The 25474-nt window shown below is 61.8% G+C and carries 25 protein-coding genes, 4 tRNA genes and 1 pseudogene; 11 read left to right on the top strand and 19 right to left on the bottom strand.

What is annotated here, in order from left to right:
- Positions 1-15 precede the first annotated feature (15 nt).
- Together msrB and ACE4QZ_RS19925 are read left to right on the top strand one after the other, a co-directional pair.
- Positions 16-411, top strand: a complete 396-nt coding sequence (gene msrB, locus ACE4QZ_RS19930) for a peptide-methionine (R)-S-oxide reductase MsrB (RefSeq protein WP_016715103.1) — start codon at positions 16-18, stop codon at positions 409-411.
- 13 nt (positions 412-424) lie between these two features.
- Complete coding sequence (locus ACE4QZ_RS19925; protein WP_103443893.1) at positions 425-913, top strand: glutathione peroxidase; 489 nt, start codon at positions 425-427, stop codon at positions 911-913.
- Here ACE4QZ_RS19925 and ACE4QZ_RS19920 read toward each other — a convergent pair.
- Positions 903-3260, bottom strand: coding sequence for an ATP-binding protein (locus ACE4QZ_RS19920; protein WP_028696976.1), 2358 nt, complete (start codon positions 3258-3260; stop codon positions 903-905). The genes ACE4QZ_RS19925 and ACE4QZ_RS19920 overlap by 11 nt on opposite strands.
- Before the next feature lie 204 nt (positions 3261-3464).
- On the opposite strand from ACE4QZ_RS19920, the gene ACE4QZ_RS19915 reads away from it, so the two are divergent.
- Positions 3465-4352: an ATP-binding protein gene (locus ACE4QZ_RS19915; RefSeq protein WP_084851602.1), complete on the top strand. Its 888-nt coding sequence runs from the start codon at positions 3465-3467 to the stop codon at positions 4350-4352.
- A complete protein-coding gene (locus ACE4QZ_RS19910) occupies positions 4353-4835 on the top strand; it encodes a GAF domain-containing protein (protein ID WP_319299014.1) in 483 nt (160 codons plus the stop codon).
- Positions 4836-4910: 75 nt separating this feature from the next.
- On the opposite strand, the gene ACE4QZ_RS19905 is transcribed toward ACE4QZ_RS19910, so the two are convergent.
- Complete coding sequence (locus ACE4QZ_RS19905; protein ID WP_021784794.1) at positions 4911-5678, bottom strand: hypothetical protein; 768 nt, start codon at positions 5676-5678, stop codon at positions 4911-4913.
- A gap of 332 nt (positions 5679-6010) precedes the next feature.
- On the opposite strand from ACE4QZ_RS19905, the gene ACE4QZ_RS19900 reads away from it, so the two are divergent.
- The 5 genes from ACE4QZ_RS19900 to ACE4QZ_RS19880 all read left to right on the top strand — a co-directional run bounded on the left by ACE4QZ_RS19900 (position 6011) and on the right by ACE4QZ_RS19880 (position 8569).
- A tRNA-Glu gene (locus ACE4QZ_RS19900) sits at positions 6011-6086 on the top strand.
- 2 nt (positions 6087-6088) lie between these two features.
- A tRNA-Gly gene (locus tag ACE4QZ_RS19895) sits at positions 6089-6164 on the top strand.
- 92 nt (positions 6165-6256) lie between these two features.
- A tRNA-Glu gene (locus ACE4QZ_RS19890) sits at positions 6257-6332 on the top strand.
- A 3-nt stretch (positions 6333-6335) separates the two neighbouring features.
- A tRNA-Gly gene (locus ACE4QZ_RS19885) sits at positions 6336-6411 on the top strand.
- Between the two features lie 226 nt (positions 6412-6637).
- Entirely contained in the window at positions 6638-8569 is a 1932-nt protein-coding gene (locus ACE4QZ_RS19880) for a tyrosine-type recombinase/integrase (protein WP_011489372.1), read from the top strand.
- Between the two features lie 208 nt (positions 8570-8777).
- Here the strand turns inward: ACE4QZ_RS19880 and ACE4QZ_RS19875 are convergent, their stop codons facing one another.
- The 9 genes from ACE4QZ_RS19875 to ACE4QZ_RS19835 all read right to left on the bottom strand — a co-directional run bounded on the left by ACE4QZ_RS19875 (position 8778) and on the right by ACE4QZ_RS19835 (position 15241).
- A complete protein-coding gene (locus ACE4QZ_RS19875) occupies positions 8778-9122 on the bottom strand; it encodes a YciI family protein (protein WP_011489371.1) in 345 nt (114 codons plus the stop codon).
- Between the two features lie 61 nt (positions 9123-9183).
- Positions 9184-9597 carry a hypothetical protein gene (locus ACE4QZ_RS19870; RefSeq protein ID WP_410480151.1) on the bottom strand — a complete coding sequence of 138 codons (414 nt, stop codon included), beginning with the start codon at positions 9595-9597 and terminating at the stop codon, positions 9184-9186.
- Positions 9598-9632: 35 nt separating this feature from the next.
- Complete coding sequence (locus ACE4QZ_RS19865; protein ID WP_087748270.1) at positions 9633-10718, bottom strand: IS630 family transposase; 1086 nt, start codon at positions 10716-10718, stop codon at positions 9633-9635.
- 75 nt (positions 10719-10793) lie between these two features.
- Positions 10794-11381 carry an MFS transporter gene (locus ACE4QZ_RS19860; protein WP_410480150.1) on the bottom strand — a complete coding sequence of 196 codons (588 nt, stop codon included), beginning with the start codon at positions 11379-11381 and terminating at the stop codon, positions 10794-10796.
- Positions 11382-11463: 82 nt separating this feature from the next.
- Positions 11464-12201, bottom strand: coding sequence for an IS21-like element helper ATPase IstB (istB, locus tag ACE4QZ_RS19855; protein ID WP_011805003.1), 738 nt, complete (start codon positions 12199-12201; stop codon positions 11464-11466).
- Between the two features lie 36 nt (positions 12202-12237).
- Entirely contained in the window at positions 12238-13782 is a 1545-nt protein-coding gene (istA, locus tag ACE4QZ_RS19850) for an IS21 family transposase (RefSeq protein WP_024099860.1), read from the bottom strand.
- Positions 13783-13903: 121 nt separating this feature from the next.
- Positions 13904-14221, bottom strand: coding sequence for a hypothetical protein (locus ACE4QZ_RS19845; RefSeq protein ID WP_410480149.1), 318 nt, complete (start codon positions 14219-14221; stop codon positions 13904-13906).
- A gap of 97 nt (positions 14222-14318) precedes the next feature.
- The gene (andAd, locus tag ACE4QZ_RS19840) at positions 14319-14798 is read right to left on the bottom strand and encodes an anthranilate 1,2-dioxygenase small subunit AndAd (RefSeq protein WP_011489368.1); all 480 of its coding nucleotides are present in this window, start codon (positions 14796-14798) and stop codon (positions 14319-14321) included.
- A 2-nt stretch (positions 14799-14800) separates the two neighbouring features.
- A complete protein-coding gene (locus ACE4QZ_RS19835; protein ID WP_410480148.1) occupies positions 14801-15241 on the bottom strand; it encodes a hypothetical protein in 441 nt (146 codons plus the stop codon).
- 97 nt (positions 15242-15338) lie between these two features.
- Between ACE4QZ_RS19835 and ACE4QZ_RS19830 the strand changes: the two genes are divergently transcribed.
- Positions 15339-16480 (top strand): IS3 family transposase gene (locus ACE4QZ_RS19830; RefSeq protein WP_152528043.1). Its coding sequence is split into 2 segments (ribosomal slippage): positions 15339-15600 and positions 15600-16480, totalling 1143 coding nucleotides; the frame shifts between segments, so codons are not numbered across the junction.
- Here ACE4QZ_RS19830 and ACE4QZ_RS19825 read toward each other — a convergent pair.
- The 8 genes and pseudogenes from ACE4QZ_RS19825 to ACE4QZ_RS19790 all read right to left on the bottom strand — a co-directional run bounded on the left by ACE4QZ_RS19825 (position 16451) and on the right by ACE4QZ_RS19790 (position 24244).
- On the bottom strand, positions 16451-16729 hold the full coding sequence (locus ACE4QZ_RS19825) for a hypothetical protein (RefSeq protein ID WP_410480147.1): 279 nt from the start codon (positions 16727-16729) through the stop codon (positions 16451-16453). The two genes, ACE4QZ_RS19830 and ACE4QZ_RS19825, sit on opposite strands and share 30 nt — an antisense overlap.
- A 10-nt stretch (positions 16730-16739) precedes the next feature.
- A pseudogene (locus ACE4QZ_RS19820) lies at positions 16740-17619 on the bottom strand (IS5 family transposase).
- A gap of 837 nt (positions 17620-18456) precedes the next feature.
- A complete protein-coding gene (locus ACE4QZ_RS19815; protein WP_011489358.1) occupies positions 18457-19440 on the bottom strand; it encodes an AraC family transcriptional regulator in 984 nt (327 codons plus the stop codon).
- Positions 19441-19555: 115 nt separating this feature from the next.
- On the bottom strand, positions 19556-20614 hold the full coding sequence (locus tag ACE4QZ_RS19810) for a maleylacetate reductase (protein ID WP_011489357.1): 1059 nt from the start codon (positions 20612-20614) through the stop codon (positions 19556-19558).
- Positions 20611-21321 carry a dienelactone hydrolase family protein gene (locus ACE4QZ_RS19805; RefSeq protein WP_011489356.1) on the bottom strand — a complete coding sequence of 237 codons (711 nt, stop codon included), beginning with the start codon at positions 21319-21321 and terminating at the stop codon, positions 20611-20613. Before ACE4QZ_RS19805 ends, ACE4QZ_RS19810 begins: the two co-directional genes overlap by 4 nt.
- A 21-nt stretch (positions 21322-21342) precedes the next feature.
- Positions 21343-22326 carry a Bug family tripartite tricarboxylate transporter substrate binding protein gene (locus ACE4QZ_RS19800; RefSeq protein ID WP_410480146.1) on the bottom strand — a complete coding sequence of 328 codons (984 nt, stop codon included), beginning with the start codon at positions 22324-22326 and terminating at the stop codon, positions 21343-21345.
- A 26-nt stretch (positions 22327-22352) separates the two neighbouring features.
- Positions 22353-23465 carry a muconate cycloisomerase family protein gene (locus ACE4QZ_RS19795; protein ID WP_011489354.1) on the bottom strand — a complete coding sequence of 371 codons (1113 nt, stop codon included), beginning with the start codon at positions 23463-23465 and terminating at the stop codon, positions 22353-22355.
- Positions 23462-24244, bottom strand: a complete 783-nt coding sequence (locus tag ACE4QZ_RS19790; protein WP_410480140.1) for a chlorocatechol 1,2-dioxygenase — start codon at positions 24242-24244, stop codon at positions 23462-23464. The genes ACE4QZ_RS19795 and ACE4QZ_RS19790 overlap by 4 nt, the downstream gene beginning before the upstream one ends.
- Positions 24245-24443: 199 nt before the next feature.
- Here ACE4QZ_RS19790 and ACE4QZ_RS19785 point away from each other — a divergent pair, with 199 nt between their 5' ends.
- Positions 24444-25424 (top strand): IS5 family transposase, encoded by a 981-nt coding sequence (locus ACE4QZ_RS19785; protein ID WP_410480145.1) that lies wholly within the window; start codon positions 24444-24446, stop codon positions 25422-25424.
- The last annotated feature ends 50 nt before the right edge of the window (positions 25425-25474 follow it).

The following is a 25474-nucleotide window of genomic DNA, read 5'->3' as shown; positions in this document are numbered from 1 at the left end:
TGCCGAGGTTTCTACATGAAAAAGATCGAAAAAACCCTGGACGAATGGCGGTCGATGCTCGACCCCGAGCAGTACCAGGTATGCCGCCTCAAGGGCACCGAACGGCCATTTAGCGGCAAGTACAACAGCGAGCGCCGCGACGGTATCTATCACTGCATCTGCTGCGGCCTGGCGCTGTTCGATGCGCAGACCAAGTTCGACTCTGGCTGCGGTTGGCCAAGCTTCTACGCCCCGATCGAGGACAGCGCGATGATCGAGATCCGCGACACGTCCCACGGCATGATCCGCACCGAGGTCACCTGCGCCCGTTGCGACGCGCACCTGGGGCATGTGTTCCCTGACGGCCCGCCACCGACCGGCCTGCGCTACTGCATCAACTCGGTGTGCATCGACCTGCGCCCGCGCGACTGACCGGAGCCCGACAATGGCTGCATCGATACTGGACATCCCCTGCGTGACCCTGGGCGGCGAGCACAAGAAGCTCGGCGACTTCCCGGGCAAGGTACTGTTGGTGGTCAATACCGCCAGCCAGTGCGGGTTTACCCCGCAGTACAAGGGCCTGGAACAACTGTGGCAGGCCTACCGTGACCGTGGCCTGGTGGTACTGGGCTTTCCGTGCAACCAGTTCGGCAAGCAGGAACCTGGCGATGCGCGGGAAATTGCGCAGTTCTGCGAGCGTAATTTCGGCGTGACTTTCCCGCTGTTTCGCAAGGTCGAGGTCAACGGCCCGGGCGCTCACCCTCTGTTCGTTGAGCTCAAGCGGCGCGGCCCGGGCATTCTGGGTAGCCAGAAGATCAAGTGGAACTTCACCAAGTTTCTGGTCGACCCGGCCAGTGGCCAGGTCAAGCGCTATGCCCCCACCACCAAGCCACAGGCCCTTGAGGCGGACATCGAGCGTTTGCTCAGCCGCTGAAGGGCACCCAATGGTCGACCAAGGCCAGTAGCTCTTCGCGGCGGAATGGCTTGGCCAGGTAGTCGTTCATGCCCGCCGCCCGGCAGCGTTCGCGCTCTTCGGGCATGGCGTTGGCGGTGAGGGCAACGATCGGCAACTCGGGCCAGCGGCCGCTTTGGCGGATGCGCCGGCTGGCCTCGTAGCCGTCCATCACCGGCATGTTGCAGTCCATCAGCACCAGGTCGAATTCCTCACGCGCCAGCAGCTCAAGGGCCTCCGCGCCCTGGGTGGCCAGTTGCACCTGGCAGCCGAGCTTGGCCAGCATGCCCTTGGCCACCAGCTGGTTCACCGGGTTGTCCTCTACCAGCAGAATCCTCGCACGGCCTTGCTCCTGGGTAATGGCCGGGATGGCCAGCGGGTGTTCGGGCTCATGGCCTTGCAAGGTGCGGCGCAGGGTCTGGTACAAGGCGTTGCGTGCCAATGGCCGGGCTAGCTGGTGCAGCGGGGCCAAAGCCAAGGACTGCTCGTTGGGCAGGAAGTTGCCGTAGGCAGTCACCAGCAGAATCGGGGTTTTCAATGCCGGGCGCAGCTCGAACAGGTGCTCGACGTCGTCGGTGATCAACAGGTCGATCGCTTCGGCATCCAGCGTGGCGCATCTGTCATGGCGCTGGTAGGTCAGGCCCCAGGCGGGCAGCAAGTGCTGCAACAGTTCACTGAGCCCGCTGCCGGCTGCACTCAATGCTGCCACGCGGCCATGCAAGGGCGCTGGCGGGATGGCTTCGGTGTGCACGGTCAGCGGCAATTCGGCGGTAAAACAACTGCCAAAGCCCGGCTCGGAGCGAATGTGCAGGTGACCCTGCATGGCCTTGCACAGGTTGCGCGTCAGCGCCAGGCCCAGGCCGGTGCCGCCGTACTGGCGGGTGATGCCGGCACCGGCCTGGGTGAAAGGCTGGAAGATGCGCGCCTGGGCGTCTTCGGGGATGCCGATGCCGGTATCCCGTACCTCCAGACGCACACCGCCGACAATGGCCGCCAAGCGCACATCGACGCGGCCGAAGCGGGTGAACTTCAGCGCGTTGGACAGCAGGTTGCTGACGATCTGCCGCACACGCGTGGGGTCGCCAAGCACGCTGCTGGGGAAGTCGCTGGCGATCAGGCAGGTCAGCTCCACGCTTTGCGCGGTGTTCTGCGACAGCAGGTTGGCGGTGTCTTCCACCATTGAGCCCATGTCGAACGCAATGCGTTCCAGTTCCAGTTGGCCGGCATCGAACTTGGACAAGTCGAGAATATCGTTCAGCAGCTCTACCAGCACCTTGCCCGAGTCATGGGCGATAGCCAGTTGCTGGCGTTGCTCGCTGGGCAGCGGGTTGTCCAGTGCCAGGGCGATCATGCCGAGCATGCCGTTGAGCGGGGTGCGGATTTCGTGGCTCATGTTGGCCAGGAAGGCGGCGCGTGCCTGGGCCATGTCCAGCGCTCGGCTGCGGGCTTGTTCCAGCTCCTGGTTGGACAGGCTCAGGCTGCTGTTGCTGGCCTTGAGCTCGTTGGTGCGTGCCGACACAATGTCTTCCAGCTCGTTCAGGTACTGGGTCAGACGGTTTTCCGCGGTGCGCCGCTGTTCAATCTCGGTGGCCATGCTGACGAACTGCTGGTTGGCGACCTTCACCAGCACGCCGATTTCGTCATGCTCGTGTCCGTGGGGGCATTCCAGGCGCGTTTGCCGGGGGTTGCGCGGGTCGCGGCCGCTGAGTGCGCCGATCACCGTCACCAGCGGCTTGGTCAGCATCATGTAGAACAGCGCCAGCAAGATGCCGGTGAGCACCAGGCTGCGGGCGAAACCATTGAGCAGGGTAATGCCGGCACGGTCGAGAAAGCGGCTGCCGAAGGCGAAGGTGTCGATGTCCAGATACAGGGTGCCCAGGTATTGCTCTGGCATGTGGGTCAGGTACAGGCGCTCCTTGAACTGCCGCTGCTCGCCGAACAGGAAGTCGCTGAGTGGCCGGTAGCGGTCTTGCAGCTTGGGCCGCTCGACATCGGCCAGTACCGTTTCGTTGTTGTCGATCAGCCGTGCGCGGATGACGGCCGGCGACTGCAGCAGGCCGCGTGTCAGCTCCAGCGCCAGTTCCGAGTCGATGTTGTAAGCGATGCGCGAGGCCGGGTTGTGGCTGATTTGCAGCAGCGCGTTCACTTCACGGTTGATGGACGCGTCTTCGCTGGCATAATCGATGCCGATCTGGATGAGACTGAGCAATGTTCCCAGGATGAAGCCGACCAGGACTGTCAACCGGGCTTGCTTGTATGACAGGCGATTGGTGAACTTGATATCCATGAGTCCCGAGCCGGTTTCCCGTTCCTTGCGCTGCGCAAGCATAGCCGAATAGCCCCGGCTGCTGGTGGGTCTGTCTGTTCATTTCAGTTGATCGCCAGGCGGGGGCCGCTTGGCGCCCCTTCGCGGGCTTGTCCGCTCCCACAGGTACAGCTTAGCCCCAGGCTGAAGGCAAGCCCTGTGGGAGCGGGCAAGCCCGCGAAGGGGCGCGCAGCGGCCCCCACAAAACTGAGATTGTTAGGAGTCGTCATGGACGCTCGCTTGATCGCTTTTCTGGACCGCGCCGAATCGGTACTGGCGCGCCTTGAACCCCTGTTGCCGGCACAACGCCCGCACATCGACTGGGGCACCACACTGGCCGCGCGCTGGCAGCGTGATGGCCGCAGCGGCTACCTGCTGCCGCTGGACGTCAGCCTGGACATTCGCCTGACCGACCTGATCGGCGTCGACAAACAGTGCGACCAGCTGGGCCGCAACACCCACCAGTTCATCAATGGCCTGCCGGCCAACCACGCGCTGCTGTGGGGCTCGCGCGGTACCGGCAAGTCGTCGCTGGTACGTGCCTTGCTGGCTGAGCACGCCAGCGCCGGCCTGCGCCTGATCGAAATCGAACGTGACCACCTGGCCGACCTGCCACGGGTGGTCGAGCAACTGCAGAAGCTGCCGCAACGCTTCATCCTGTTCTGCGACGACCTGTCGTTCGAAGCCGGGGAGGGCGACTACCGGGTGCTCAAGAGCGTGCTCGACGGCTCGCTGGAGCAAGCCCCGGACAATGTGCTGCTGTACGCCACCTCCAACCGCCGCCACCTGGTGCCCGAGAAGGAAAGCGACAACGAGAACTGGAAGCGTGTCGACGGCGAACTGCACCCCAGTGAAGCAGTGGAGGACAAGATTGCCCTGTCTGACCGTTTTGGCCTGTGGCTGTCGTTCTACCCGTTCACCCAGGACCATTTCCTGAATGTTGTGGAGCACTGGATTGGCCAGTTGGCACAACCTGCGGGCCTTGTGTGGCAGCGCACCGAAGAACTCGACATCCTCGCCGTGCGCTGGGCCACCGGCCGCGGCAACCGTAATGGCCGTTGTGCCTATCAGTTCGCCCGCTACTGGGTCGGGCTGCAATTGCTGGAGCAAAAATAAATGATCGACCTCAATGCCAGTGGCGCCGGCCTCGACGGCTACAACCTGCTGGCGGCGCAAGTGCAGGCGCTGTTCGCTGACGAGCGTGACTTCATCGCCAACGCCGCGCAGTTTTCGGCGTTTCTGTATAACCAGGTGGACGACCTGAACTGGGCGGGGTTCTACCTCAACCGCAACGAAGAGCTGGTGCTGGGCCCGTTCCAGGGCCAGGTGGCGTGTGTGCGCATTCCGTTCAGTAAAGGTGTGTGCGGGGCCGCGGCGGCAACGCGGCAAGCCCAGCGGGTCGAGGATGTACATGCATTCCCGGGCCACATTGCCTGTGACAGTGCCTCCAACAGCGAGCTGGTGATCCCGTTGGTGAAGGACGGCAGGTTGATTGGCGTGCTGGACCTGGACAGCCCGACGGTCGGGCGGTTCAGCGAGGCGGACCAGGTGGGGCTGGAGCGGTTGGCGGCGATCTTTCTGGCGTTGACTGACTGCTGATCGATGTTGCCTGTGCCGGCCTCTTCGCTTGTAGGAGCGGGTTTACCCGCGAAGAGGTCGGTACAGGTTAACCAATCAGTCGTAGATCACCTTCTTCTTCCAGGTCTCTTCCTCATCGGTCTTGAGCCCATCAGTCAATTCGTTGTGCTCGTCCTCCGCCGGTGCCATGCGGTCCATTACCTGGGCATTGGCCCGGGCCAACAGTTTCTCAAGATACGTCAGCTGCTCTTCATACACCTTCGGCTCCGGCTGCTTGCGCAAATACTGCACGCCGCGCTCGAAGGCCAGGCGCGCCTGGCCGGGCTGGCCTTTCTGCAAAGCCTGCTGGCCCAGGTTGTTGAAGAACTCGATATGCAACAACACCAGAATATGGCGGATCTCCTTGACCCAGTGCTTGGCCTCGGTCGTTGGCAAGAAGCCTTCCTGGGCTGCGCGGGTCACCTGATTGTGCAGCGCCTCCAGCAAGAAGCGTACGTCCTTGGCCTTGATCTCGGTGTGGATCGGGTTAGGAGGGTTGCAGACCGGGAGCTTGTCGCCCAGGGCAATCAGCCCTTCCAGTTCGGCGATGCGCGCCTTGAATTCGGCATTGTGCTTGTCCACCGCCAGCAGGCGCTGGTTGAGGTTCAGCTCCAGGCGGGTCAGCAGCAATTTGAGAGCCGGGGTCATGAACTGGCCGGGGAACGTCTCGGTGATTTCGCCACAGCGACGCAGGCGGTCGGCGAGCTCGATCTTCGTCCGGGCGCGCTCAAGCTTGCCATTCTCGACCACATTGTTGAGGTAGCCGATCACGATCAGCAACGCGATGCCCGCCACGATGAGCAGGGTGATCAGAAGTGGTGTCACCGTTAATGCCTCATGAATAGGTTTGCATATTGAGTGTAGGAGCGAGCTTGCTCGCGAGAGGCCCTGACAGCCATTCTCTTTTTCTATCGGCAAACTGTGCCATGACTGGATGCTGGCACATTAATGCTGACTTGACGCCAGAAAATCAACGCCAAACCCCGGCAGGCTTGCCAAAACAGCGCTGGGTGTACCCGGAAGTCATTGATTTAAATAAATTTCTACAAAGGGGTTGACGCCTTCCCGAACCATCCATAGAATGCGCGCCACTTGCAGCGTAAAGCACACAGCGAAACGCAGCAGGGAGTGAAAGCAGGCAGTAATGCCAGCAGCGTGTCCCCTTCGTCTAGTGGCCTAGGACACCGCCCTTTCACGGCGGTAACAGGGGTTCGAGTCCCCTAGGGGACGCCAATGCGGGAATAGCTCAGTTGGTAGAGCACGACCTTGCCAAGGTCGGGGTCGCGAGTTCGAGTCTCGTTTCCCGCTCCAGTTTCTCCGGCACTGCTTAACGGCGGGGCAGGAAAAGAAAATCCAGGCTGAATCGTGAGGTTCATGTTCTGGTGCACTGAAAAGTGTTGTGTGTCCCCTTCGTCTAGTGGCCTAGGACACCGCCCTTTCACGGCGGTAACAGGGGTTCGAGTCCCCTAGGGGACGCCAAATGCGGGAATAGCTCAGTTGGTAGAGCACGACCTTGCCAAGGTCGGGGTCGCGAGTTCGAGTCTCGTTTCCCGCTCCAAGTTATGATCCACAGACTTCTACTGACGTCTGTAAGTCGTTGAAAAGAGGGGCTTCGGCCCCTTTTTTCATTCCAGCGAGCGCCACGGAAATCCACCCACAGCCAGCCTTTTTTAGGCGCCAATCTAGGCACAGGAATACGGGTGAGGCGGCTTCCGGATAGTTGCTGGGGCTGAGCGGGAACCATGACGAGCATAGGGCCTAAGTCATTACTTAGGAGTCTCGAAATGGCACTCTCTGATCTGATCGTCCGGCAGGCCAAGACCACCGGCAAACGCTACACCCTCTACGACAACGACTGCCTGAGCCTGATGGTCTCTGCCGCAGGCGGCAAGTCTTGGATGTTCCGCTACTCCTGGCTGGGCAAGCAAAAGCGCATGGCCCTGGGCGGCTATCCTGCCCTCAGCCTGCGCGAGGCCCGCGCCGAGCGGGACAAGGCCCAGGCCCTGATCGCCAGGGGGATCGATCCCCAAATCGAACGCGATCAGCGTCGGCACGCGGCCAAGCTGGCCGGCGAATACACCTTCAAGAACGTCTTCGATGCCTGGGTCGAGCATCGCCGCAAGGAACTCAAGGAAGGCCGCCAGAGTACGCTTTCGCAGATCCTGCGCATCTTCAACAAGGACGTGCTGCCCACCCTAGGGAAGATGTCCATCTATGACATTCGCCGGCCCCAGCTCCTGGGCGTCCTGGCGGCGATCGAGAAGCGCAAGGCGTTCACCACGGCCGAGAAGGTCCGCACCTGGTTCAACCAGATGTTCCGCTATGCCTTGGTCATCGCCGAGGGGCTGGAAGTCAACCCGGCTGCGGACCTGGACGTGGTGGCCGAGCCCAAGCCCCCGGTGGCCCACAACCCCTATCTGCACCTGCCCGAACTGCCCGAGTTCCTTCAGAAGCTGCGACGCTACAACCCCCGGGGCTGGCAGACCCAGCTTGGCGTGCGGCTACTGTTCCTGACGGGGGTGCGCACGGGCGAGCTGCGGTTGGCCGAACCCGAGCAGTTCGACCTCGACCGGGGCTTTTGGATCATCCCGCCGGAGGTCGTCAAGCAACTCCAGGACGAAATGCGCAAGGCCGGCAAGCGGCCGCAGGACGTGCCGCCCTACATCGTGCCCCTGTCCCTGCAGGCCATCGAGATCGTGCGCTATCTCCTGGGCGTGATGCGGCCGGCGCAGAAGTACCTGCTGTCGCACCGCAGCGAACTCAAGAAACGCATCAGCGAGAACACCCTCAACAAGGCCGTGCAGCTCATGGGCTACGAGGGGCGCCTGACCGGGCACGGCATCCGCGGCACCATCTCGACGGCACTCAACGAGATCGGCTACCCGAAGATTTGGGTGGACGCGCAGCTTTCGCACTCCGACCCCAACAAGGTGAGTTCGGCCTACAACCACGCCAAGTACGTGGAGCCGCGTCGCCGCATGATGCAGGACTGGGCCGATCGCCTGGACCTGCTCGAACAGGGCGAAGTGCAAGCTGCGAGCGCGCACCTGACCATCCGTATCGACGGGGTGCCAGCGATGGCGGAAGTGGAGGAAGCGGTGGACGTGGCCCCGACGGTCGCCGAGCCCGGTGTCTCCGGCTCACCGCCCGTGGCGGCCACGCCCATCGTCGTGACCCCCAACAGCGGCGGAATCACGTTCCAGCGCCTGTCGCAGGTGCCGCCGCCTCCGGCGCATGCTCCTGAGTCGGAGGTCTCTGCCATCCAGCGCGAGCGTGAGGAAATGCTGGCCATGTACGAGTCGCCGAACAATCTGCCGGTCGCGCTGTTCGGGAAGCTGGCTGGGAAGTCCAAAGACCAGATCAACCGCGAGCTGAAGGCAGGCAAGCTACTGTCCATCAGCTTGGGCAACCGGGGGCAGCGCGTTCCCGACTGGCAACTGGTGCCGCTCAAGCGCCGGCTGGCCCAAGCGCTCATGAACCAATGCCCGCATGTAGATTCTTGGGCGCTGTATCGTCTGTTGACCAAGCCCCATTCCAACCTCGGAAACCGTGCAGCCATCGATGTCGTCACACCGACCAACGTGGGCAAAGTATTGCAAGCCGTCACGCCCTATAAGGAGTTCGAGCGCTCCAGTACAGACGAGACACCCCAGTTCTCCGAGTTCGTTCGCCAGTTGCAACGCCACGTGAATGCGCTCGAAGAAGCGCCGTGCTGACGAGCCAGGACTTCGACGCCAACGGCGTGCCGCAACGCGTGTTTACCTAGACGCTAGGAGTGCGTTAAATCCCGTCGTGGGCGGCTATTGCAACGAACTGATCAACCAGACGGCCAAGACCGACTGCAATTCCTCCCGGTAAGGTTTTTCGCCTCCGCGTCCGGATGTCCGTTCCTTGAGCGGCGGGTAGGAGGCCTGTACCCAGGATTTATGAGGTTCCCCGCCCCAAGGTCCATTCCCATGTGCGAACCGACAGCTCGGCAAACAGACCTGCCTGTACGTAGGGGTCGTGGGCCACGAAGGCGTGCACGTCGTCGATATGCGCCGCCTGCACAACGAGAAGCGTGCCATCCATGGCGCCTTGCGTGTCCAGCAACGGCCCCCCATGGACAACATTGATCGCGTGGCCCGGATGCTCGCGCAGCCAAATGCGATGCGACGGCCGTACCCGCGCACGCACTTCAGACATGCCAGGATGATCGGTTGCAATGACGATGAAGAAAGAAGCAATACTAGGCGCGCCTTCCGGCGATGCTGGCTGATTGGCATTCATGGCGAGTTCTTTCGGAGCTGTGGTGGGGCATGTTCTATGAAGAGTCGTTAGATCACAGCGATCAAGAGTCGCGGCCCAATACCACGCCTGCAGCAGGCCGCCCTGTCGCCCACGATTCCTTGGCCGCCTCCTTTTCATTCGATGCCGACTTCGCATGGTCAATGCAGAAGATCAAGATCGCCGCCAGCAAGCCTGGAATGCCGATGGCAACGAAGTTGAGCCCCAGAGGCAATTCGGCGCCCACAAGCGCACCAATCACGATCGGCGCCACAATGGCTCCCACACGCCCGACACCAAGGAACCATCCCAGCCCGGTTGCACGAATCGTGTTCGGGTAGAACTGGCCCACGTAGGCGCAGCCTACGATCTGCGTACCGATGGTCGTTCCGCCTGCAAGACCGATCAGCACATAACGCAGGCTAGTGCTGACCTCCTGCCCCAGCATGGCCAACGAGCCTGCCGCAATCAGATACATGCTTGCGAGCACGTACTTGATGTGGAGCCGATCCGCTAGTGTAGTGTTGCATTCTGTTTGGAACTTAATCGGCTATTGGCGCGGATGACCTTTTGCAGGATGTCGCGAGCGTTCTTGGTCCAGATGAACGGCTTGGGGTTGGTGTTGTGATGCGCGATGTACTCATCGATGGCCGAGACGAGTTCGGGCACGCTGGTGAACACCCCGCGGCGTAGCCGGTTCTCGGAGATGTCGCGAAAGAAGCGCTCGACCATGTTCAGCCACGATGCCGAGGTCGGCGTGAAGTGCATGTTGAATCTGGGGTGCTTGGCCAGCCACTCCTGCACAGCTGGATGCTTGTGCGTGGCGTAGTTGTCGGCGATCAGATGCAGCGTCTTGTCCTTGGGCGTCTCCCGATTGATTTGACGCAGGAACTTCAGCCACTCGATGTGGGTGTGGCGCTGCTGGCACTGGCCGATGACCTGACCGTTGAGCACGTTGAGCGCAGCGAACAAGGTGGTTGTGCCGTTGCGCTTGTAGTCGTGCGTCATGGTGGCCGCGCGCCCCTTCTTGAGCGGCAGCCCGGGCTGCGTTCGGTCCAGCGCCTGCACCTGGCTCTTTTCGTCGCAGCACAGCACCAGCGCATGCTCGGGCGGCGACATGTAAAGCCCCACGATGTCTTCGAGCTTTTGCACGAACTGCGGATCGCGCGAGACCTTGAAGCCGCGCACGATGTGAGGCTTGAGACCGTGGGCCTGCCAATGGCGCATCACGGTGCTGGCGCTGACGCCCAACTCAGCGGCCATCGTGCGCGTGCTCCAGTGCGTGGCCGCCTCGGGCTTGGTCTGTGTGGTTAGCTTCACAAGCTTGGCCACATCCACCTTCACCGGCGGTGCGCCGCGCGGCAAGTCGCGCTCGATACCTTGCAGCCCCAATTGCAGGTAGCGTTCACGCCAGCGCGCCACCTGCACGCGCCCAATGCCAAGCTGCTCGGCAATATCCTTGTTTTGCAGCCCCTGCGCGGCCAGCAGCACGATCTGGGCGCGCTGGGCCAATCTGACGCTGGTGCGCTTGGAGCGCGCCAGCCGGCTCAGCTCGCTTTCCTCTTCATCCGTCAACACAATCGTCGGGGCAACTCGCAATTTTTCACTCCAATGCAAACCGTAGTAGAGCATTGGAGCGTGGTTGCTCAATTAAGTTTCATTAAGAATCAAACACTACACTAGCCAGCCGCCAGCGATCGCGCCCAAAATTCCTCCCAGGTTCATCACGATCACGAAAGTCAAGGCTGAGCCGATGCTGTAGCCCGCCGAAGCCATCAGCTTGGTCAACCAGGAGCTCAGCGCGTACACCATGAACAGGCACATCACGCATGACAGCCAAAACAGTACGGTGCTCGGCGTGCGACCGTCCTGGAAGAGCTGCCTGACCGGCGCGGTTGCACCGGCTTGCTCGGCGCCGATGCCGACAAAGGTGTCATCCTGATGGGGTGTGTACGTGGGATCAATTTTCGCGGCGAGCTGTTGCAACGCGCGCGCGTCCTTCCTCCGAATGAGGAACGGCACCGACTCAGGCATGCTGCGGAGGATGAACGGGATCAACACGATCGGCGCGGCGGCCAAGAGAAAGACCGACTGCCAGCCATGGACCTCAATCAGCGATTTTCCAAGCACTGCCGCCAGCACCCCACCAACACAATATCCGCTGAACATCAGCGCGACCAACATGGCTCGCTGCGCATTCCACTGATGGCGGACAGTGATTCCATTCCCATCGCGGACAGCGTTCCAGGCGATGGCGGACACGTTGCGCGGGTGTCCTGAGTGACGCTCAAATCGTAGCCGAAGTGTCCGCCATCAGCGTGGAATGGCGGTCGGCGCGGCCGGCTCAGACGGCCTTGGTGAGCTTGCGCATCGACTCGCCCTTGAGGGCTATCTTGTGCGAGCCGTGCACGATGCGGTCCAGGATGGCGTCGGCCAGCGTGGGCTCGTCCAGCCAGGCGTGCCAGGCCGTCACCGGCAACTGGCTGGTGATGAGCGTCGAGCGCGTGCCCACCCGGTCGTCCAGCAATTCCAGCAGGTCGTTTCGCTCGTGCGCGGCAATCGGCGCGATGCCGAAGTCGTCCAGGATGAGCAGGTCCAGCCGCGCCAGTTGCGCCAGCCGTTTGCCCAGGCTGCCATCGCCGTGGGCCACGTGCAGCTCCTGCAGCAGCCGTGGCGCGCGGGTGTAGAGCACCGAGAAGCCCAGGCGCGCGGCCTGCTGCCCCAGTGCGCAGGCGAGCCACGTCTTGCCGCACCCGGTGGCGCCGGTGAGCAGCACGTTGTGGCCATGGCGCAGCCAGTCCCCGCCGGCCAGGCTGGTGATGACCTCTCGGCTCAGGCCCCGGCTGGCGCGCCAGTCGATGTCCTCCAGGCAGGCACTGGAGACCTTCAAGCGGGCCGCCTTCAACAGGCGCTCCAGGCGCTTGCTGTCACGCCAGTCCACCTCGCGCTGCACCAGCAGCGCCAGGCGTTGTTCAAAGGGCAGCTCGCTGGCCGTGATGTGGGTGGCCGCGTCGCTGAGGGCGGCCACCATGCCGTCCAGGCGCAGGGCGCGCAGTTGGTTCAAGGTCTGTTCGTTGAGCATGGTTCTTCCTTGTTAGGTTTGCTTGCACGTTGGAGTTCAGTGGTAGTAGCCCGGCCCGCGCACGTTCTCGTGCAGCGGCAGGTTCGCCTGTGCGGCCATCGGCGCATCCAGCGGCCGCTGGTCCAGGCCGCAGCCCAGGATGGAGGCGATGCTCTTGTAGGACGGTGAGCGAATCGACTGCGCCCGCGCACAGGCGGCCTCCAGCCGGTCAGCCCCGTACTCACGGCCCAGGCGCATGAGGCCCAGACAGGAGCGGTAACCCTGCTCGGGATGCTGGCGGTGCTCCATCTGCCAGCGCACCACGGCGGCGGTGGCCGCGCCCACGCGCTCACCCCAGGCGATGAGCTTGGCCGGCGTCCACTGCAGGTGCGCCCGGTGCGAGGCCGGCATGTGCTCGGGCGTGGTGGTGTGTGCACCCCGTCGGGGATTGAGGGCGTGGGCGGCCACGCGTTTGCTGCCGTGCAGGACTTCGAGCGTGCCGGCCGTGATGCGCAACTCCACCGGCTCACCCACCAGGGCGTGGGGCACCGAGTAGTAGTGGCCATCGAGCTCAACGTGGTAATCGATGTTGACGCGGGCGGGTTTGAAGCGCGCGATGGGCATGCGCACCGGCGGCAGGGGGCGCAGGGCTGGCCGGTCGAGTTCGGCGAAGGCGCTAGTGCGGTTGCCCGGCAGCTTCTTGAACGCGCGCTGGTTCAAGTCCACCAGCAAGGCGGCAATCGCCCGGTTGAGCTCGGCCAGGCTGAAGAAGGTCTGGTGGCGCAGCCTGGCCAGAATCCAGCGCTCGACCACCTGCACAGCGACCTCCACCTTGGGTTTGTCGCGTGGCTTGGCCGGGCGCGCGGGCATCACGGCCAGGCTGTAGTGCGCACAGAGCTCTTCGAGCAGGCGGTGCGCGGTGGGCTCGTAACGGTCGGGTCGGGCCATGAGGGCGCGCGGCTGGTCAGGCACCAGCAGGCGGGGCACGCCGCCGATGAACTCCAGCGCGCTAATGATGCTGGCCACCCAGTCGGTGGCCTTCTGGCTGGCGGTGGCGCAGGCGTAGGTGTAGTTCGATGCGCCCAGCACGGCCACGAAGACCTGGGCCTGGCGTATCTCGCCAGTGTCGGCATCCACCACGGGAACGGTCTGGCCGGCGTAGTCCACAAAGAGCTTGTCACCGCCCGTGTGGGTCTGGCGCATGGAGCGCTGCAGGCGCCGGGCCCAGGCCTTGTACTTCTCGCAGAAGGCGCTGTACTTGTACGCCTGCCCGCTGTGCTGTTGCTGGTATTCCTCCCAAAGCAACTGCAGCGTCACGCCAGGTCGGCGCAGTTCGCGGTGGATGTGGGCGTGGTCGGGTTCAAGGTGCCGGGACTCGCGCGCCACGGGTGGCTTGTAGAGCCGGGCCTGGAGTTCGTCGTCGTTCAGGCTCTGGGCCAGTGCCCAGTCCACGCCGGCCACGCGCGCGTAGCTGGCTATCTCGCTGACAGTGGATTTGGAGATGCCGAGGGCGGCACCGATTTGACGGGTGCTCAAGGCCCCGCGGTGCAGCAGTTGCAGTGTGTGTCGTAGTTTGCTCATGGTGACCCTGGGTGTGGGCATCGCTGGTTCCGGTCAAAAAACCGGGCAGCGTATGCCGCGTTCGGGTCACTCAGAACACCCCGCAGGTGTCCGCCATCAGTTTGGAATGCTGTCCGCCTTCAGCGTGGAACACTGTCCGCCATCACGCTGGAACACTGTCCGCCATCAGCATGGAATCGTGTCCGCCATCGCGTGGAATACGCACCACCGATCCCCCTCGTCCCTGCGGCTCCTTGAGAACGGCGATCTGGTAGGTTTCTGCAGCGGTGTCGCATAGCGAATATTGGCGCGTCAGGCCGCCCGGCAGTTGCACATCGATGTGTGCCCCCGCGGTGAACGTGGGAAGAGGCTGGCCGTCCACACTGGCCAACTCAATCAGGACAATGTCCTTTGTTAGAGCCTCTTTGCGCACGACACGAACACGCAATGAAGCAGGATCGGGAAGGAAGGCAGTATTCATCGTTCTCACAAAATAGTCATTGCCTCACCGTTTGAGTGGCGGCCTGCATTGAGAGGTTGCATACGGAAATCGGCATTCTCAACATCGCCGCCAAGTCTCAGATCGGAGTGGCCAGCAGAGTCTGTACGCGCAAGGTGTCGTACATCACACGCTTGGCGCGATAACGCCAAACGCCGTTCGCCTTGACTACTTCGTCTTGGTAGGCCCCCGCCTGATAGATAGAGGACTCGCCAGTCAGGCCGGTGATGACCACGACATAACTTGACGTCGTTTGCACGGTGTCCTGTGCCACGTTCGTCAGAACCAGGCCCGAAACCAGGTGCCGGTAGGTGTGGCTTTCGTAGATGTTGGCATTGCGCAGCGAGGTCACCCGGTCGCGTAGCATCTTCTGATTGCGACAGTAGATGACCGGCGCCGGCAGCCCTGCATCCACGTTCTCCTTTGGAATGATTTCGTATCGACAGTCCTCTGTGAAAAATTGCGGCCACGCCTCAAGGTTTCCGCTGTCGAGCGCGCTCACGTACTGGTGCTGCAAGATTGCGATTTCGGTCCAGAGTTGTGCGTTGTTCGTATCCATGCTCAGTACCCCATCAATGCCTGGTAGCTGGTCCAGAAGCGTCGGATCATGTATTCCGTGATCGAAGAGTCCGTCTCCTCTGGAACGTCCTGGGCCATAGCGATGTACGAATGGCTGTCCGGATCCATGCGCGTGGCGCGCTGCACCAGTTCTGTGGCCTCCGTGTCCTCCATCGAGATGTAGCCTGCGGGACCGACGAGGTTGGCCTGGAGGAGGCGCAGTTCGCGCAACTCCGGGGTATCGTCCTCGTAGCCGAAGAAATGAAAGATCAGCTCGAAGTTGTTCGGACCCTTGGGGAGCAACTGGCGCGCCGCCAGCGTGTTGTGGATCTGCTGGATCACCAATTGGGGGAAGATGGCCTGGATGTTGTTGGTGGTGATTTCTTCGTACTCTTGGATCTGCCCGAGCAGGGTTGGGTCTTCCAGCACGAGCTTGTTGTTCATCGTGCGCACCTTCTGGGCCTCGTAGGCCGTGACCTGCCCCCTTCCAGCCGTACCAACGTAGTGGCAGCGAAGTCCGTCAACTTGGAGAATGACGGACATGAGAAAGAGCAGATTTACCGAGGAGCAGATCATCGGTTTCATCAAACAGGCCGAGGCCGGTTTGCCGATCAAGGATCTGTGCCGCAAAGGCGGCTTCAGCGACGCGACCTTCTACAAATGGCGCGCCAAGTACGGCGGCATGGACGTGCCCGACGCCCGGCGGCTGCGTGAGCTGGAGGCGGAGAACAACAAGCTCAAGAAGCTGTTGGCCGAGGCGCACTTGGACATCCACGCACTGAACACCGCCTTCGGGGTAAAGCGCTAGCCCCACAGGCCAAGCGTGCGGCCGTTGCCACCATGATCGAGCGATGCGATCTGAGCGAGCGGCGCGCCTGCGGGCTTGTGGGGCTCTCCCGCGACAGCTACCGCCATCCACCTGAGGCCGATGCCATGACGAAAGAGCTCAGCAGCAAGATCGTCGAGATCGCACATGCACGCCGACGCTTCGGCTATCGGCGCATCCATGACATGCTGCGCCCGCACTTCCCGGGTGTGAACCACAAGCGCGTCTACCGCCTGTACAGCGCCGCCAATCTGGCGGTGCGCAAGCGCAAGAAGGTCAAACGCCCCGCCAACGAACGCGTGCCGCTGCAACTGGCCACGACGGTCAATGAGGTGTGGAGCATGGACTTCGTCAGCGACAGCCTGAGCACGGGACGGCGCATCAAGTGCTTGACGGTCGCTGATGACTTCAGCCACGAGTGCGTGAGCATCACGGTGGACTGGGGCATCTCGGGCCAGTACGTCACGCGGCTGCTCGACCGGGCCGCCGTCTTCAGGGGCTACCCGCTGGCCGTGCGCACCGACAACGGCCCGGAGTTCACCAGCCGGGCCTTCATGGGCTGGGCGCAGACCCACGGCATTCGCCACATCCTGATCGAGCCGGGACGGCCCATGCAGAACGGCTACATCGAGAGCTTCAACGGCAAGTTCAGGGACGAATGCCTGAACGAACAGTGGTTCAAGACGCTGCAGCAGGCCCGGTCGGCCATTGCCGTCTGGAGGCAGGACTACAACGAGGTCAGGCCGCACAGCAGCTGTGGGCGAATGCCACCGGCGAAGTTCGCCGAGCTGCATCGCCAGCGCGCTGGCGATGCAGCTCGAGCCAACTCAACGACCACCGAGATCGAGATCAACTAATCTTGCAACCCCGGACTTCCTCGTTATGAATGGCACGGCAAAAGGGGGCAGGTCAAAGTCGTACACGTTCGGGATCTCCGCCTCCAAGCCGAGGAAGGACCAGGTCGCACCGCGAAAGATTCGCTCCTGCTCGCGGTCATACACTTCCTGCGAACTAAAGACCCGAAAAGGCACTTCGGAACCATTGGGCTGTAAAAAAGACACTGTGCGCTCGGCATGCGCAGACGGCTTGGCGACCATTTCGGACATGGCTTAGAACCTATCCGTAAATTATGTTGACCTCGGCAGGCACCTTGCGGAACGCGATGATTGCGGCTGCAAGATGGTTGAGCGCCACGAAGCTTCGTTCGAGTTTTTCGTACCGAACGAGCAGCTTACGGAATCGGTTGAACCAACTGTGACAGACCTCGACAACCCACCGTCGCGCCCTCCTGCTTGGATCACGCCGCTTGGCATCTGCCTCTGTGCGCCGGCCCACGACATGGGGGATGTAGCCGTGGTCTTCAATGGTGCGAAGGTGGGCGACACCACGGTAGCCCGCATCAGCGCACAGGTGCTTGCTTCTTCGATGCGGCGGATTCTTGCGCTTGACGACGATGGCAGTGAGAACGTCGTCCAGCCGCTTGCAGTCATGCACATTCGCCCCGGTGACGACGAGCGACAAGGGGACGCCACGACCGTCCACCAGAAGATGGCGCTTGCTGCCTTTTTTTCCCCCGATCCGTCGGGTTTGGGCCGACGGCTTCTTGCGCCAATGGTGCCTTCATCATCGCGCCGTCGATGCTCTGCCAGCGCCACGCGATCCCTTCCATCTCGTCGTACTCTGCCAGACCAGACTTCCACAGATCCTCGAAGAAGCCAGCGGCTTCCCATTCGAGAAACCGCTTGTGAACTGCGCTCGCGCTTCCGAAGCGCTCCTTGGGCAACGCCTTCCACTGGCAGCCGGTGCGCAGCACGAAGACAATGGCCTCGAACACCAGTCGAGGTGGCTTTGGTGGGCGCCCCGCACCGGGCCTGCGCACGTAGGTCTTGTTTGCCACCGGGCGCGCCGGTATCAGCGGCTCTACTCGTCGCCAGAACTCATCGCTCACCACCCAGGAATCAACGCGCTTTGCCAAGGTCTCGATCCAACGCCGCATCAACTACAGCTCGGATCGAGAGTTTAACTATTTACGGATAAGTTCTTAGTCTCCTTTTTCAACATTGCGTTGAATGGAGTCTAGGAACGCCTGCTCATCTCAGCTATCCGCTGCGCGAATATGTATATGAATCAGAATCCGGATTGCGAAAATCCAAGGGATATCCCCAGAGTCCGAAACTGGTGAAAATAGAAAGACCCCAGGCGACATGCCATGCGGCCGGCCTTAGCGCGTGCGCGTACTTTCTTAATTGTTGAATTGATCGGCTGGGCGATTCCGTACCTTGGAGCGGCGCCAAGAAGGCCGTATCAGACGGATGTCAGCGATGAAGAGTGGAGCTTTGCTGCGCCGTACCTTGCTTGCCTTCATGGCCGAGGACGCTCCGCACCGCGATCCATTGCCTTAACGAACTGAGGGCTTGGCACTCCGGGGCGTCCACACACGCTCTCAGGCTGGTACTGCTACGGTGCTGTCTTGGCTGCCTCCGCCGCCTGCGTAAGCATGGGGCATAGACCAAGGGCAGGATCAGGATCACCACGTCTGCGGCACCGAGATAAGCGATGAAGCGATGGATGGGGGAATCCGGTTCGCTAACACCAGGCAAGACGCCACAGCCCATCCGTCAGGCAACATTGACTCCAGTTGCCGTTACGCGGGTCAGCAAGGATTTGAGCCGGTCTGGAAGGACGGTGCCAAGGCCTCGAACGGTTCGGCCCCGCAACAGCGGCAGCCCATCCTGCAGATCCTGCAGCGCGCAAACCAGTCGTGCTCGCGAGAGACATACCGGCCGTCGCCACGCCGTAGCGCTCGGCATGCACTGACGCTGCGATATCGCAGTCAGGAGAGAGCGCAACACCGGCGCTGCGCCGTCTGGTGCGGTGACTCTCCGAAGCGTTGCCGGTAGTAGGCGGCGAATCGGCCGAGGTGGCCGAATCCGTAGAACAGGGCTGTCTCGGTGATGTTGGCACTCGGGTGCTCGGATAGCCACGCATGGACAGCATCCAGGCGCATGTCTCGTAGCAACTCCATGGGGCTCATCTGCCGGTGACGTTGACAGGTCTGCTGCAGGACCCGGGCGCTGACGCCGGCCGCACCTGATAGGTCTGCCAGTCCGATAGGCGCCCCAAGGCGCTCACGCATATAGTCTTCCATGGCCTGAAGCCGGGCGATGGGGTCGCGCGCAACGAAGTTCCGATCGCTCGACTCGCGCGGCAAACTACAGGAACTGGCCGCGCGCAGCAGCGAAGCCAAGCCCTGCTCGATATGCTCCACCCACGCGGCGGGCTCTCCCGCGCAGGTCGGTGCGGACGACGCGCCCAGCAACACCTGGACCAGCAGCAGCCACTGCGTATCCAGCCCTGCTGGCAAAGTCGCAAGTGGTGCCATCGGTGCGATACCACCCGCCTCGATCATGTCGCGCGGAATTTTCAGGATGAGTTGCTCACACCCCGCCTCCCAGCGCATGCGCCAATTTCGCCGTGGGGCCATCCAGCCGGTGCGCCCTTGGGGCAATACCATATGCTGGCCGTCAACGCTCAATTCTGCGGCGCCTCTGATCGAATGATGCACCACGATGAACTCCTCGCTCGGTCTTGGTGCAATTTCGACCTCTGCACCATAGCGAAAGGAGAACAGGGTTAGGCGCCGCGCGCGTGCCTTGTACAAAGCCGCATCGACGTTGCCCGAACGCCATGTCAGGCTATGGTCGGCCAACTCTCGCGCTGCCGCGTCATGCATGCGCACGGCCTGATGGGACTGGAATACACGTTGTCGGTAAAGGGCGTCGAAATTCCTCGGAGGAGAGTAGGACAGATGCGCCATCGCAACCTCGTGGTGGTGGTGGTGTTGTTGTGTTCACTCCGCCCGGCTGTGCGGCTGGAGTGGCCAACGCCTGGGGCGTCAACTTGTATCAAAAGAAAATTCCATGCCAACCTCCTCAAGCGGAAGGCGGGCGTCCGTGGTACGCATCGCGCAGCAATGCAAGCAATGCGTCTCGATCCAGTTCCCGCGGATTGGGATAGCGGTCCTGCAATGCCAGGTCGCCAACATGCTCAATATCCTCCTCGCGCATTCCGAGATCGCGCAAGGCCACGGGTGCGCCATTGTCGCGAGCCAATTCGTACAAGGCCGTGGGTGGATCGTCATGCCCCAGGGCAATGCGCAGCACACGCATTGCGTCTGGCACCGCGCGCGCGTTATAGGCCAGCGCGTGGGGCAGCACGACCGTATGGGTCTGGGCATGAGGGAGATCGAGCGTTCCTCCCAGCGTGTGGCACAGCTTGTGGTGCAATGCCATACTGACGTTGCCAAGCACGCTCGCGCAGAGCCAAGCGCCATAAAGCGCGTCGCCGCGAGCCTGAAGATCTCTTGGTGATTGATACATTCTGGAAATCGCGCGTACCGTCGCTGCGATTCCTTCCTGGGCCATGATGGTAAGCAGCGGCGTGGCATCTGGCGCATACAGGCCTTCAACTGCATGGGCTATTGCATTGATCGCGCTGGTCACGCTGATGCTAAGGGGTAGCTCTAGGGTCAGCCGGGGCTCGTAGATAACTGCACGGGGCATGACACGCGCGTCGCGGCCGGTTTTCTTGACGCCACCCTCTGTGATACCGAAGATGGACGTCATCTCGCTACCTGCATATGTCGTGGGCACAGCGACGATGGGCAACTCTGTACGGAGCGCCACGATCTTAGCGAGTCCGATAGTAGATCCCCCACCAATCGCAATGACGCCATTAGCCTCACTCGTGCGCGCAATCTTGCAGGCCTCCTCAGCCACCAAAGCGGGTACATGCATGGTCGCACCATCGTAGAAGGCTGCCACGTGGCCGATGACCGGCTCGGCTACTTGCCGTCCCAGGGGCGCCTGCTCAGGCGTGGTCAACACGAGCGCCCGGTCAATGCCGAGACGTTCCAGTTCCTGCGGCAATCGGGCGAGGCTGTCGGGTCCAAAAATCACCCGCGGGGAACGATAGTCGTGAATGAAATTCATGGCTTCTTGCTCTGCAAGGGCGCCAGGAAATCCAGTGTACGTTCGTTGGCCAACGCCGCGGCACTCGCCACATAGCCCGAACTGCTCGTCCTGGCGAACGAGTGTCCGGCCTCTTCGTACCAGTGCACTTGCAGCAATGGATTGGCACCGAAGCCTTCAGTAATCAGCTGGCGGCTTGGCGCGGGCACGAAGTGGTCTTGGCCGCCCATGTGAAACAACGCCGGATGCTTGACTTCCGGGACCTTGTTGAGCTGCTTCTCCAGTCCAACACCGTAGTAGCCTACGGCGCGATCCACGTATCCTTTGGCGGCCACTAGAAAGGCAAGCGCACCGCCCAGGCAATACCCCACCAATCCCACCTTGCCGTTGCTGTAGGGTTGGTGTCGCGCATAGCGGATAGCAGCCTCCAGATCGCCCACGCCGGCCTCCATGTCGAAGGCCTGCCAGAGCTTGTAGGCTTGCTCTCTCTGCGCCTCATCCTGCGGATCGAGTGCTGTACCTGGCGCCTGGCGCGCGTACAGATCAGGGCAAACTGCCGCATACCCCTGGTCGACCAGCCATGACACCGTTTCTCGCATGAACGCGTTCACACCAAATATTTCTTGAGCGATCACAATCACGGGAGCGGGCGCTTTGGCCGGCGAGCCCACGAGCGCGCCGAATGTATGCCCGTCATACGATTGAATCGATATCCCTTCAGTCAACATCTTCATCTCTCCGATTACAGTTCATTGGGTGTTGAGTCGATGGTGGACGATCAACTGGCCCCATCGGTCGATCTCGTTGTCCCATAAGACGCCCAGAGCTTGCGATGTTCCCCCCTGCGCTGAAGCGCCGATATCCGCCAGCGCCTTTTGTACCTCCGGGGTCTTCAGTGCTTCATTCATTGCTGTGTTGAGCACCTTGACGATGTCCGGCGAGGTACGTGACGGCACAAATAAGCCAAACCATGTCAGGACCTCGAACTTCGGTTGGTCGGCTGCTTGCGCCAGGGGAGGAATCCCAGGCAATGAGGGCGCGGGTTGCAAGCTGGTGACACCCAGCGCACGCACCCGTCCAGATTTGATAAACGACTGCTGTGCGGTGATCGAATCGACCATCATGGAGACTCGCCCCGCGATCAGGTCGGCGGCAGCTGGCGTGCTCCCTTTGTAGGGCACGTGGAGCAGGTCAACCCCGGCCTGAGCGGCCAGCAGAGCGGCCGCCAGATGGACCGACGTCCCCATGCCTGCAGAGGCGAATGACACCTTACCGGGGTTGGCCTTTGCGTACGCTAGTAGGCTCCTGGCATCCTTGTATGGGGAATCAGCCGGCACCACTAGAACGCTGGGGATAGTTGCCAACAGCGCCACGGGGGCAAATGCTTTCCGAGCATCGTAGGCGACGTTCGGATAAAACCACTTGTCCACTGCCAGCCCTGTCGAGTTCACCAGCAGCGTATAACCGTCAGCCGGGGAGCGCGCGACCTCCGCGCTGCCGATGATCCCGCCCGAGCCCGGACGATTCTCCACTGTCACCGGCTGCCCCAGCGTTTGCGACACGCGCTGGGCCAAGACACGAGAAACCATGTCGATTGCACCGCCCGGCGGGAATGGAACGATCCATCGAATGGGCTTGCTCGGGTAGTCTGCAGCACTCGCCGTTACTGCCAGCAAGCTCAAGCCTACGCAGCCTAGCCAGACGACCAAACGAATTGATAAACGAGACAACATGGTGATTTTCCCCTAACTGACTTCAATCAACCCGCGCGGGTGAAGTGGCGCAGCTTGTCCGGATCGATATCAACACCCAACCCAGGACCCGAGGGCAACCGAATCTCGAAGTCCTTGATCTCGAGTTGGGTCTGCGTAAGCGTGTCGGCTAACACCCAGGGCCCTAGCAGTTCACATCCGAAGGGCATCGTCGGCAATGTGGCATACACATGGAGAGCAGCAGCGGTGCCGATTGATGAATCCAACATGGTGCCCCCATAGGACGCAATGCCCGAGGCTTCCGCGATCGCAGCGACCTTGAGGGTATTTGCCACCCCGCCCATGTTGCACAGCTTCAGCGAGAAGGCGTCGACGCAATGATGGCGCGCCAGTTCGAAGGCGGACGCCAGCGAGCTCAGGCTTTCATCGGCCAGGATGGCCACCCCGTTGTCGGCCGACAGGCGCCGAAGCGCATCGAAGTTGCTGCGTGCCACCGGCTGTTCGACCAGTTCGACACCGGCCGCCTCCAGGCGCGGAATCCACACCGATGCCGTGTTCTCATCCCAGGCCTGGTTGATATCGACCCGCACCGCAGCACGGTCACCGACGCGCTCGATAATCTTCTCGATATGGCGCAAATCATCTGCCGGGGAGCGCACGCCAAGCTTGATCTTGAACCGGTTGTGCCGGCGCCGCTCGATCATTTCCTCGGCGATTGCGATGTCCCGCTGCGTGTCGCCGCTCGCCAGGGTCCAGGCAATGGGGATGCCCTGCTGGATCGCGCCGCCGATCAAATCGCTCAGCGGCAGGTTCAGAGAGCGTGCCTTCAGATCATGCAGCGCAACGTCGATGGCCGCCTTGGCCGAATAGTTTCCGGTTACGGCGCGCTCCATTAAGTGCTGGAGCTCTCGCAGATTTGTCGCGTCCTTGCCGATCAGGAGCGGCGCCAAGTACGTTTCGATGATGACCTTGATGGTTTCAGCGCATTCGGAACTCCAAGTCGGCCCACCTACGCTGCTGCCCTCGCCGATGCCGACAAGCCCGCCCGCACGGATCTGCACGATCGCATAGCTCTGCTTCTGCACCGTGGTAAACGACATCTGGATGGGACGCGAAGCTGGGACGTCCACCAGCGTCACATCGATCGCTTCGATCTTCATGCCACTGTCTCCGTAGCCGACTTGCGTTGCTCGGCCTGCTCACGCTCGATTACGAAGTCCAGGGTCATGACCCGCACCCCGTCCTCGATCGTCTCGGGCGTAATCAGGTCGGGGGTGACGCCGTGACAGCAGTCATCGTCCACCCATTTGCCCCCTTCGAAGTAGTATTGCGTGGTCAACGGTTCGAAACCGTCCTTGCGCACCTTGAAGTGCACGTGCGCGGGACGCCACGTATGGCTTCCCATCATTTCAAGCAGCGCGCCGGTCGGTCCCTTGTTCTGGATCTGGTACGGGGCGGGCATGGTGGTGCGCACGGCGTACTTGCCCTGCGCATCGGCCACGACCTTGCCGCGGTACAAGTCGGTCGGGATCTGGTCATGAAAGCCGCTGTACTTGCCGTCGGGCGTGGAGTGCCACACGTCGATGACAGCGCCAGCGAGCAACTCGCCCGTGTCCGAGCGCACCGTACCGCGAATGATCAGCGGTTTGTGGTCGTCGGTATCGTAGGTCTTGAGGACGCCTTCAACTACAGGAGCACCTTCCAGGAAGTACGGCCCCTGGATCGCAGGCGCAGAGGTCCGCGAGCGCCACGCCTTGCCTTCGATGATGGTGCTGTTCAGGAAAACGTCCAGAAGCAGCGCGGTTTCCCGCGTCTGTGCGACCTCGGTGAGATAGTCGACACCCGCGCGGTATTCGGCTTCCGTGACGCGCTTGTCCAGCAAAATTTTGCGTACTGCCTCGACGATCGCGCCTGCGACCTCGGCAACTCGTTTATCCATGACTCGTCTCCTTTCAAGATCTCATGGTTGAAACACCGATGAGTTGGTGCTTCAAACATGAATGCTAAGATTCGCGTGTCATGCGGTCCAATACCTTTTTTTAGCCTTTGCAATACGGGATCGGTATGGCTTAGGGAAACTCTGAAGAAGACTTCCTAATTTTGGCAAAATGTCCGAATCCCACCCGCCGAGTTTTCCGATGAAGCAGATGACCTTCGCCGACGCCGAGTACGCCGGCAAGCGCAAGCAGACCCGCAAAGAGTTGTTCCTGATCGAGATGGATCGGGTGGTGCCGTGGAAGGGTTTGATCGCCTTGATCGAGCCGCATTACCCCAAGGGTGAAGGCGGTCGTCCGGCCTATCCGCTGATGGCGATGTTACGCGTGCATTTGATGCAGAACTGGTTTGGCTACAGTGATCCGGCGATGGAAGAGGCGCTCTACGAGACCACTATCCTGCGCCAGTTCGCGGGTTTGAGCCTGGAGCACATCCCCGACGAAACCACCATCCTCAACTTCCGTCGTCTGCTGGAAAAACACGAGCTGGCCGCGGGCATCCTGGCGGTGATCAATGGCTATCTGGGTGACCGGGGTCTGTCGCTGCGCCAAGGCACGATCGTCGACGCCACGCTGATCAATGCGCCGAGTTCGACCAAGAACAAGGACGGTAAGCGCGACCCGGAGATGCACCAGACCAAGAAAGGTCAGCAGTATTATTTTGGCATGAAGGCCCACATCGGCGTGGACGCCGAGTCCGGCCTGGTGCACAGCGTGGTGGGCACAGCAGCCAATGTGGCGGATGTAACCCAGGTCGATAAGCTGCTACACGGCGAGGAAAACATGGTCGGTGCCGACGCGGGTTACACCGGCGTCGAGAAGCGCCCCGAGCATGCGGGCCGTCGAGTGATCTGGCAGGTTGCGGCGCGCCGCAGCACCTACAAGAAACTCGATAAGCGCAGCGCGCTATACAAAGCCAAGCGCAAGATCGAGAAGGCCAAGGCTCAGGTCCGCGCCAAGGTCGAGCATCCGTTCCGAGTGATCAAGCGTCAGTTCGGTTATGTGAAGACGCGCTTCCGTGGCTTGGCCAAGAACACCGCACAACTGATGACGCTGTTCGCCCTGTCGAACCTGTGGATGGCACGCCGACATTTACTGACGAATGCAGGAGAGGTGCGCCCGTAATGTGGGCAATAGCCGCCGCGAGGTGCTCGCGGCGGCTGGAAACAGAGAAA

The sequence above is a fragment of the Pseudomonas sp. DCA-1 genome, from assembly GCF_046523955.1.
GTDB lineage: Bacteria > Pseudomonadota > Gammaproteobacteria > Pseudomonadales > Pseudomonadaceae > Aquipseudomonas > Aquipseudomonas putida_Y.
The sequence above is the reverse complement of the archived record's forward strand: the minus strand, read 5'-3'. Positions and strand labels throughout refer to the sequence as shown.

Excerpts from the sequence above, each read along its gene's own strand:
- msrB (WP_016715103.1), top strand. The coding sequence starts at position 16 with ATGAAAAAGATCGAAAAAACCCTGGACGAATGGCGGTCGATGCTCGAC.
- ACE4QZ_RS19925 (WP_103443893.1), top strand. The coding sequence starts at position 425 with ATGGCTGCATCGATACTGGACATCCCCTGCGTGACCCTGGGCGGCGAG.
- ACE4QZ_RS19920 (WP_028696976.1), bottom strand. The coding sequence starts at position 3,260 with ATGCTTGCGCAGCGCAAGGAACGGGAAACCGGCTCGGGACTCATGGAT.
- ACE4QZ_RS19915 (WP_084851602.1), top strand. The coding sequence starts at position 3,465 with ATGGACGCTCGCTTGATCGCTTTTCTGGACCGCGCCGAATCGGTACTG.
- ACE4QZ_RS19910 (WP_319299014.1), top strand. The coding sequence starts at position 4,353 with ATGATCGACCTCAATGCCAGTGGCGCCGGCCTCGACGGCTACAACCTG.
- ACE4QZ_RS19880 (WP_011489372.1), top strand. The coding sequence starts at position 6,638 with ATGGCACTCTCTGATCTGATCGTCCGGCAGGCCAAGACCACCGGCAAA.
- ACE4QZ_RS19875 (WP_011489371.1), bottom strand. The coding sequence starts at position 9,122 with ATGAATGCCAATCAGCCAGCATCGCCGGAAGGCGCGCCTAGTATTGCT.
- ACE4QZ_RS19870 (WP_410480151.1), bottom strand. The coding sequence starts at position 9,597 with ATGTATCTGATTGCGGCAGGCTCGTTGGCCATGCTGGGGCAGGAGGTC.
- istB (WP_011805003.1), bottom strand. The coding sequence starts at position 12,201 with ATGCTCAACGAACAGACCTTGAACCAACTGCGCGCCCTGCGCCTGGAC.
- istA (WP_024099860.1), bottom strand. The coding sequence starts at position 13,782 with ATGCCCACACCCAGGGTCACCATGAGCAAACTACGACACACACTGCAA.
- ACE4QZ_RS19845 (WP_410480149.1), bottom strand. The coding sequence starts at position 14,221 with ATGAATACTGCCTTCCTTCCCGATCCTGCTTCATTGCGTGTTCGTGTC.
- andAd (WP_011489368.1), bottom strand. The coding sequence starts at position 14,798 with ATGGATACGAACAACGCACAACTCTGGACCGAAATCGCAATCTTGCAG.
- ACE4QZ_RS19835 (WP_410480148.1), bottom strand. The coding sequence starts at position 15,241 with ATGAACAACAAGCTCGTGCTGGAAGACCCAACCCTGCTCGGGCAGATC.
- ACE4QZ_RS19825 (WP_410480147.1), bottom strand. The coding sequence starts at position 16,729 with ATGTCCGAAATGGTCGCCAAGCCGTCTGCGCATGCCGAGCGCACAGTG.
- ACE4QZ_RS19815 (WP_011489358.1), bottom strand. The coding sequence starts at position 19,440 with ATGGCGCATCTGTCCTACTCTCCTCCGAGGAATTTCGACGCCCTTTAC.
- ACE4QZ_RS19810 (WP_011489357.1), bottom strand. The coding sequence starts at position 20,614 with ATGAATTTCATTCACGACTATCGTTCCCCGCGGGTGATTTTTGGACCC.
- ACE4QZ_RS19805 (WP_011489356.1), bottom strand. The coding sequence starts at position 21,321 with ATGTTGACTGAAGGGATATCGATTCAATCGTATGACGGGCATACATTC.
- ACE4QZ_RS19800 (WP_410480146.1), bottom strand. The coding sequence starts at position 22,326 with ATGTTGTCTCGTTTATCAATTCGTTTGGTCGTCTGGCTAGGCTGCGTA.
- ACE4QZ_RS19795 (WP_011489354.1), bottom strand. The coding sequence starts at position 23,465 with ATGAAGATCGAAGCGATCGATGTGACGCTGGTGGACGTCCCAGCTTCG.
- ACE4QZ_RS19790 (WP_410480140.1), bottom strand. The coding sequence starts at position 24,244 with ATGGATAAACGAGTTGCCGAGGTCGCAGGCGCGATCGTCGAGGCAGTA.
- ACE4QZ_RS19785 (WP_410480145.1), top strand. The coding sequence starts at position 24,444 with ATGAAGCAGATGACCTTCGCCGACGCCGAGTACGCCGGCAAGCGCAAG.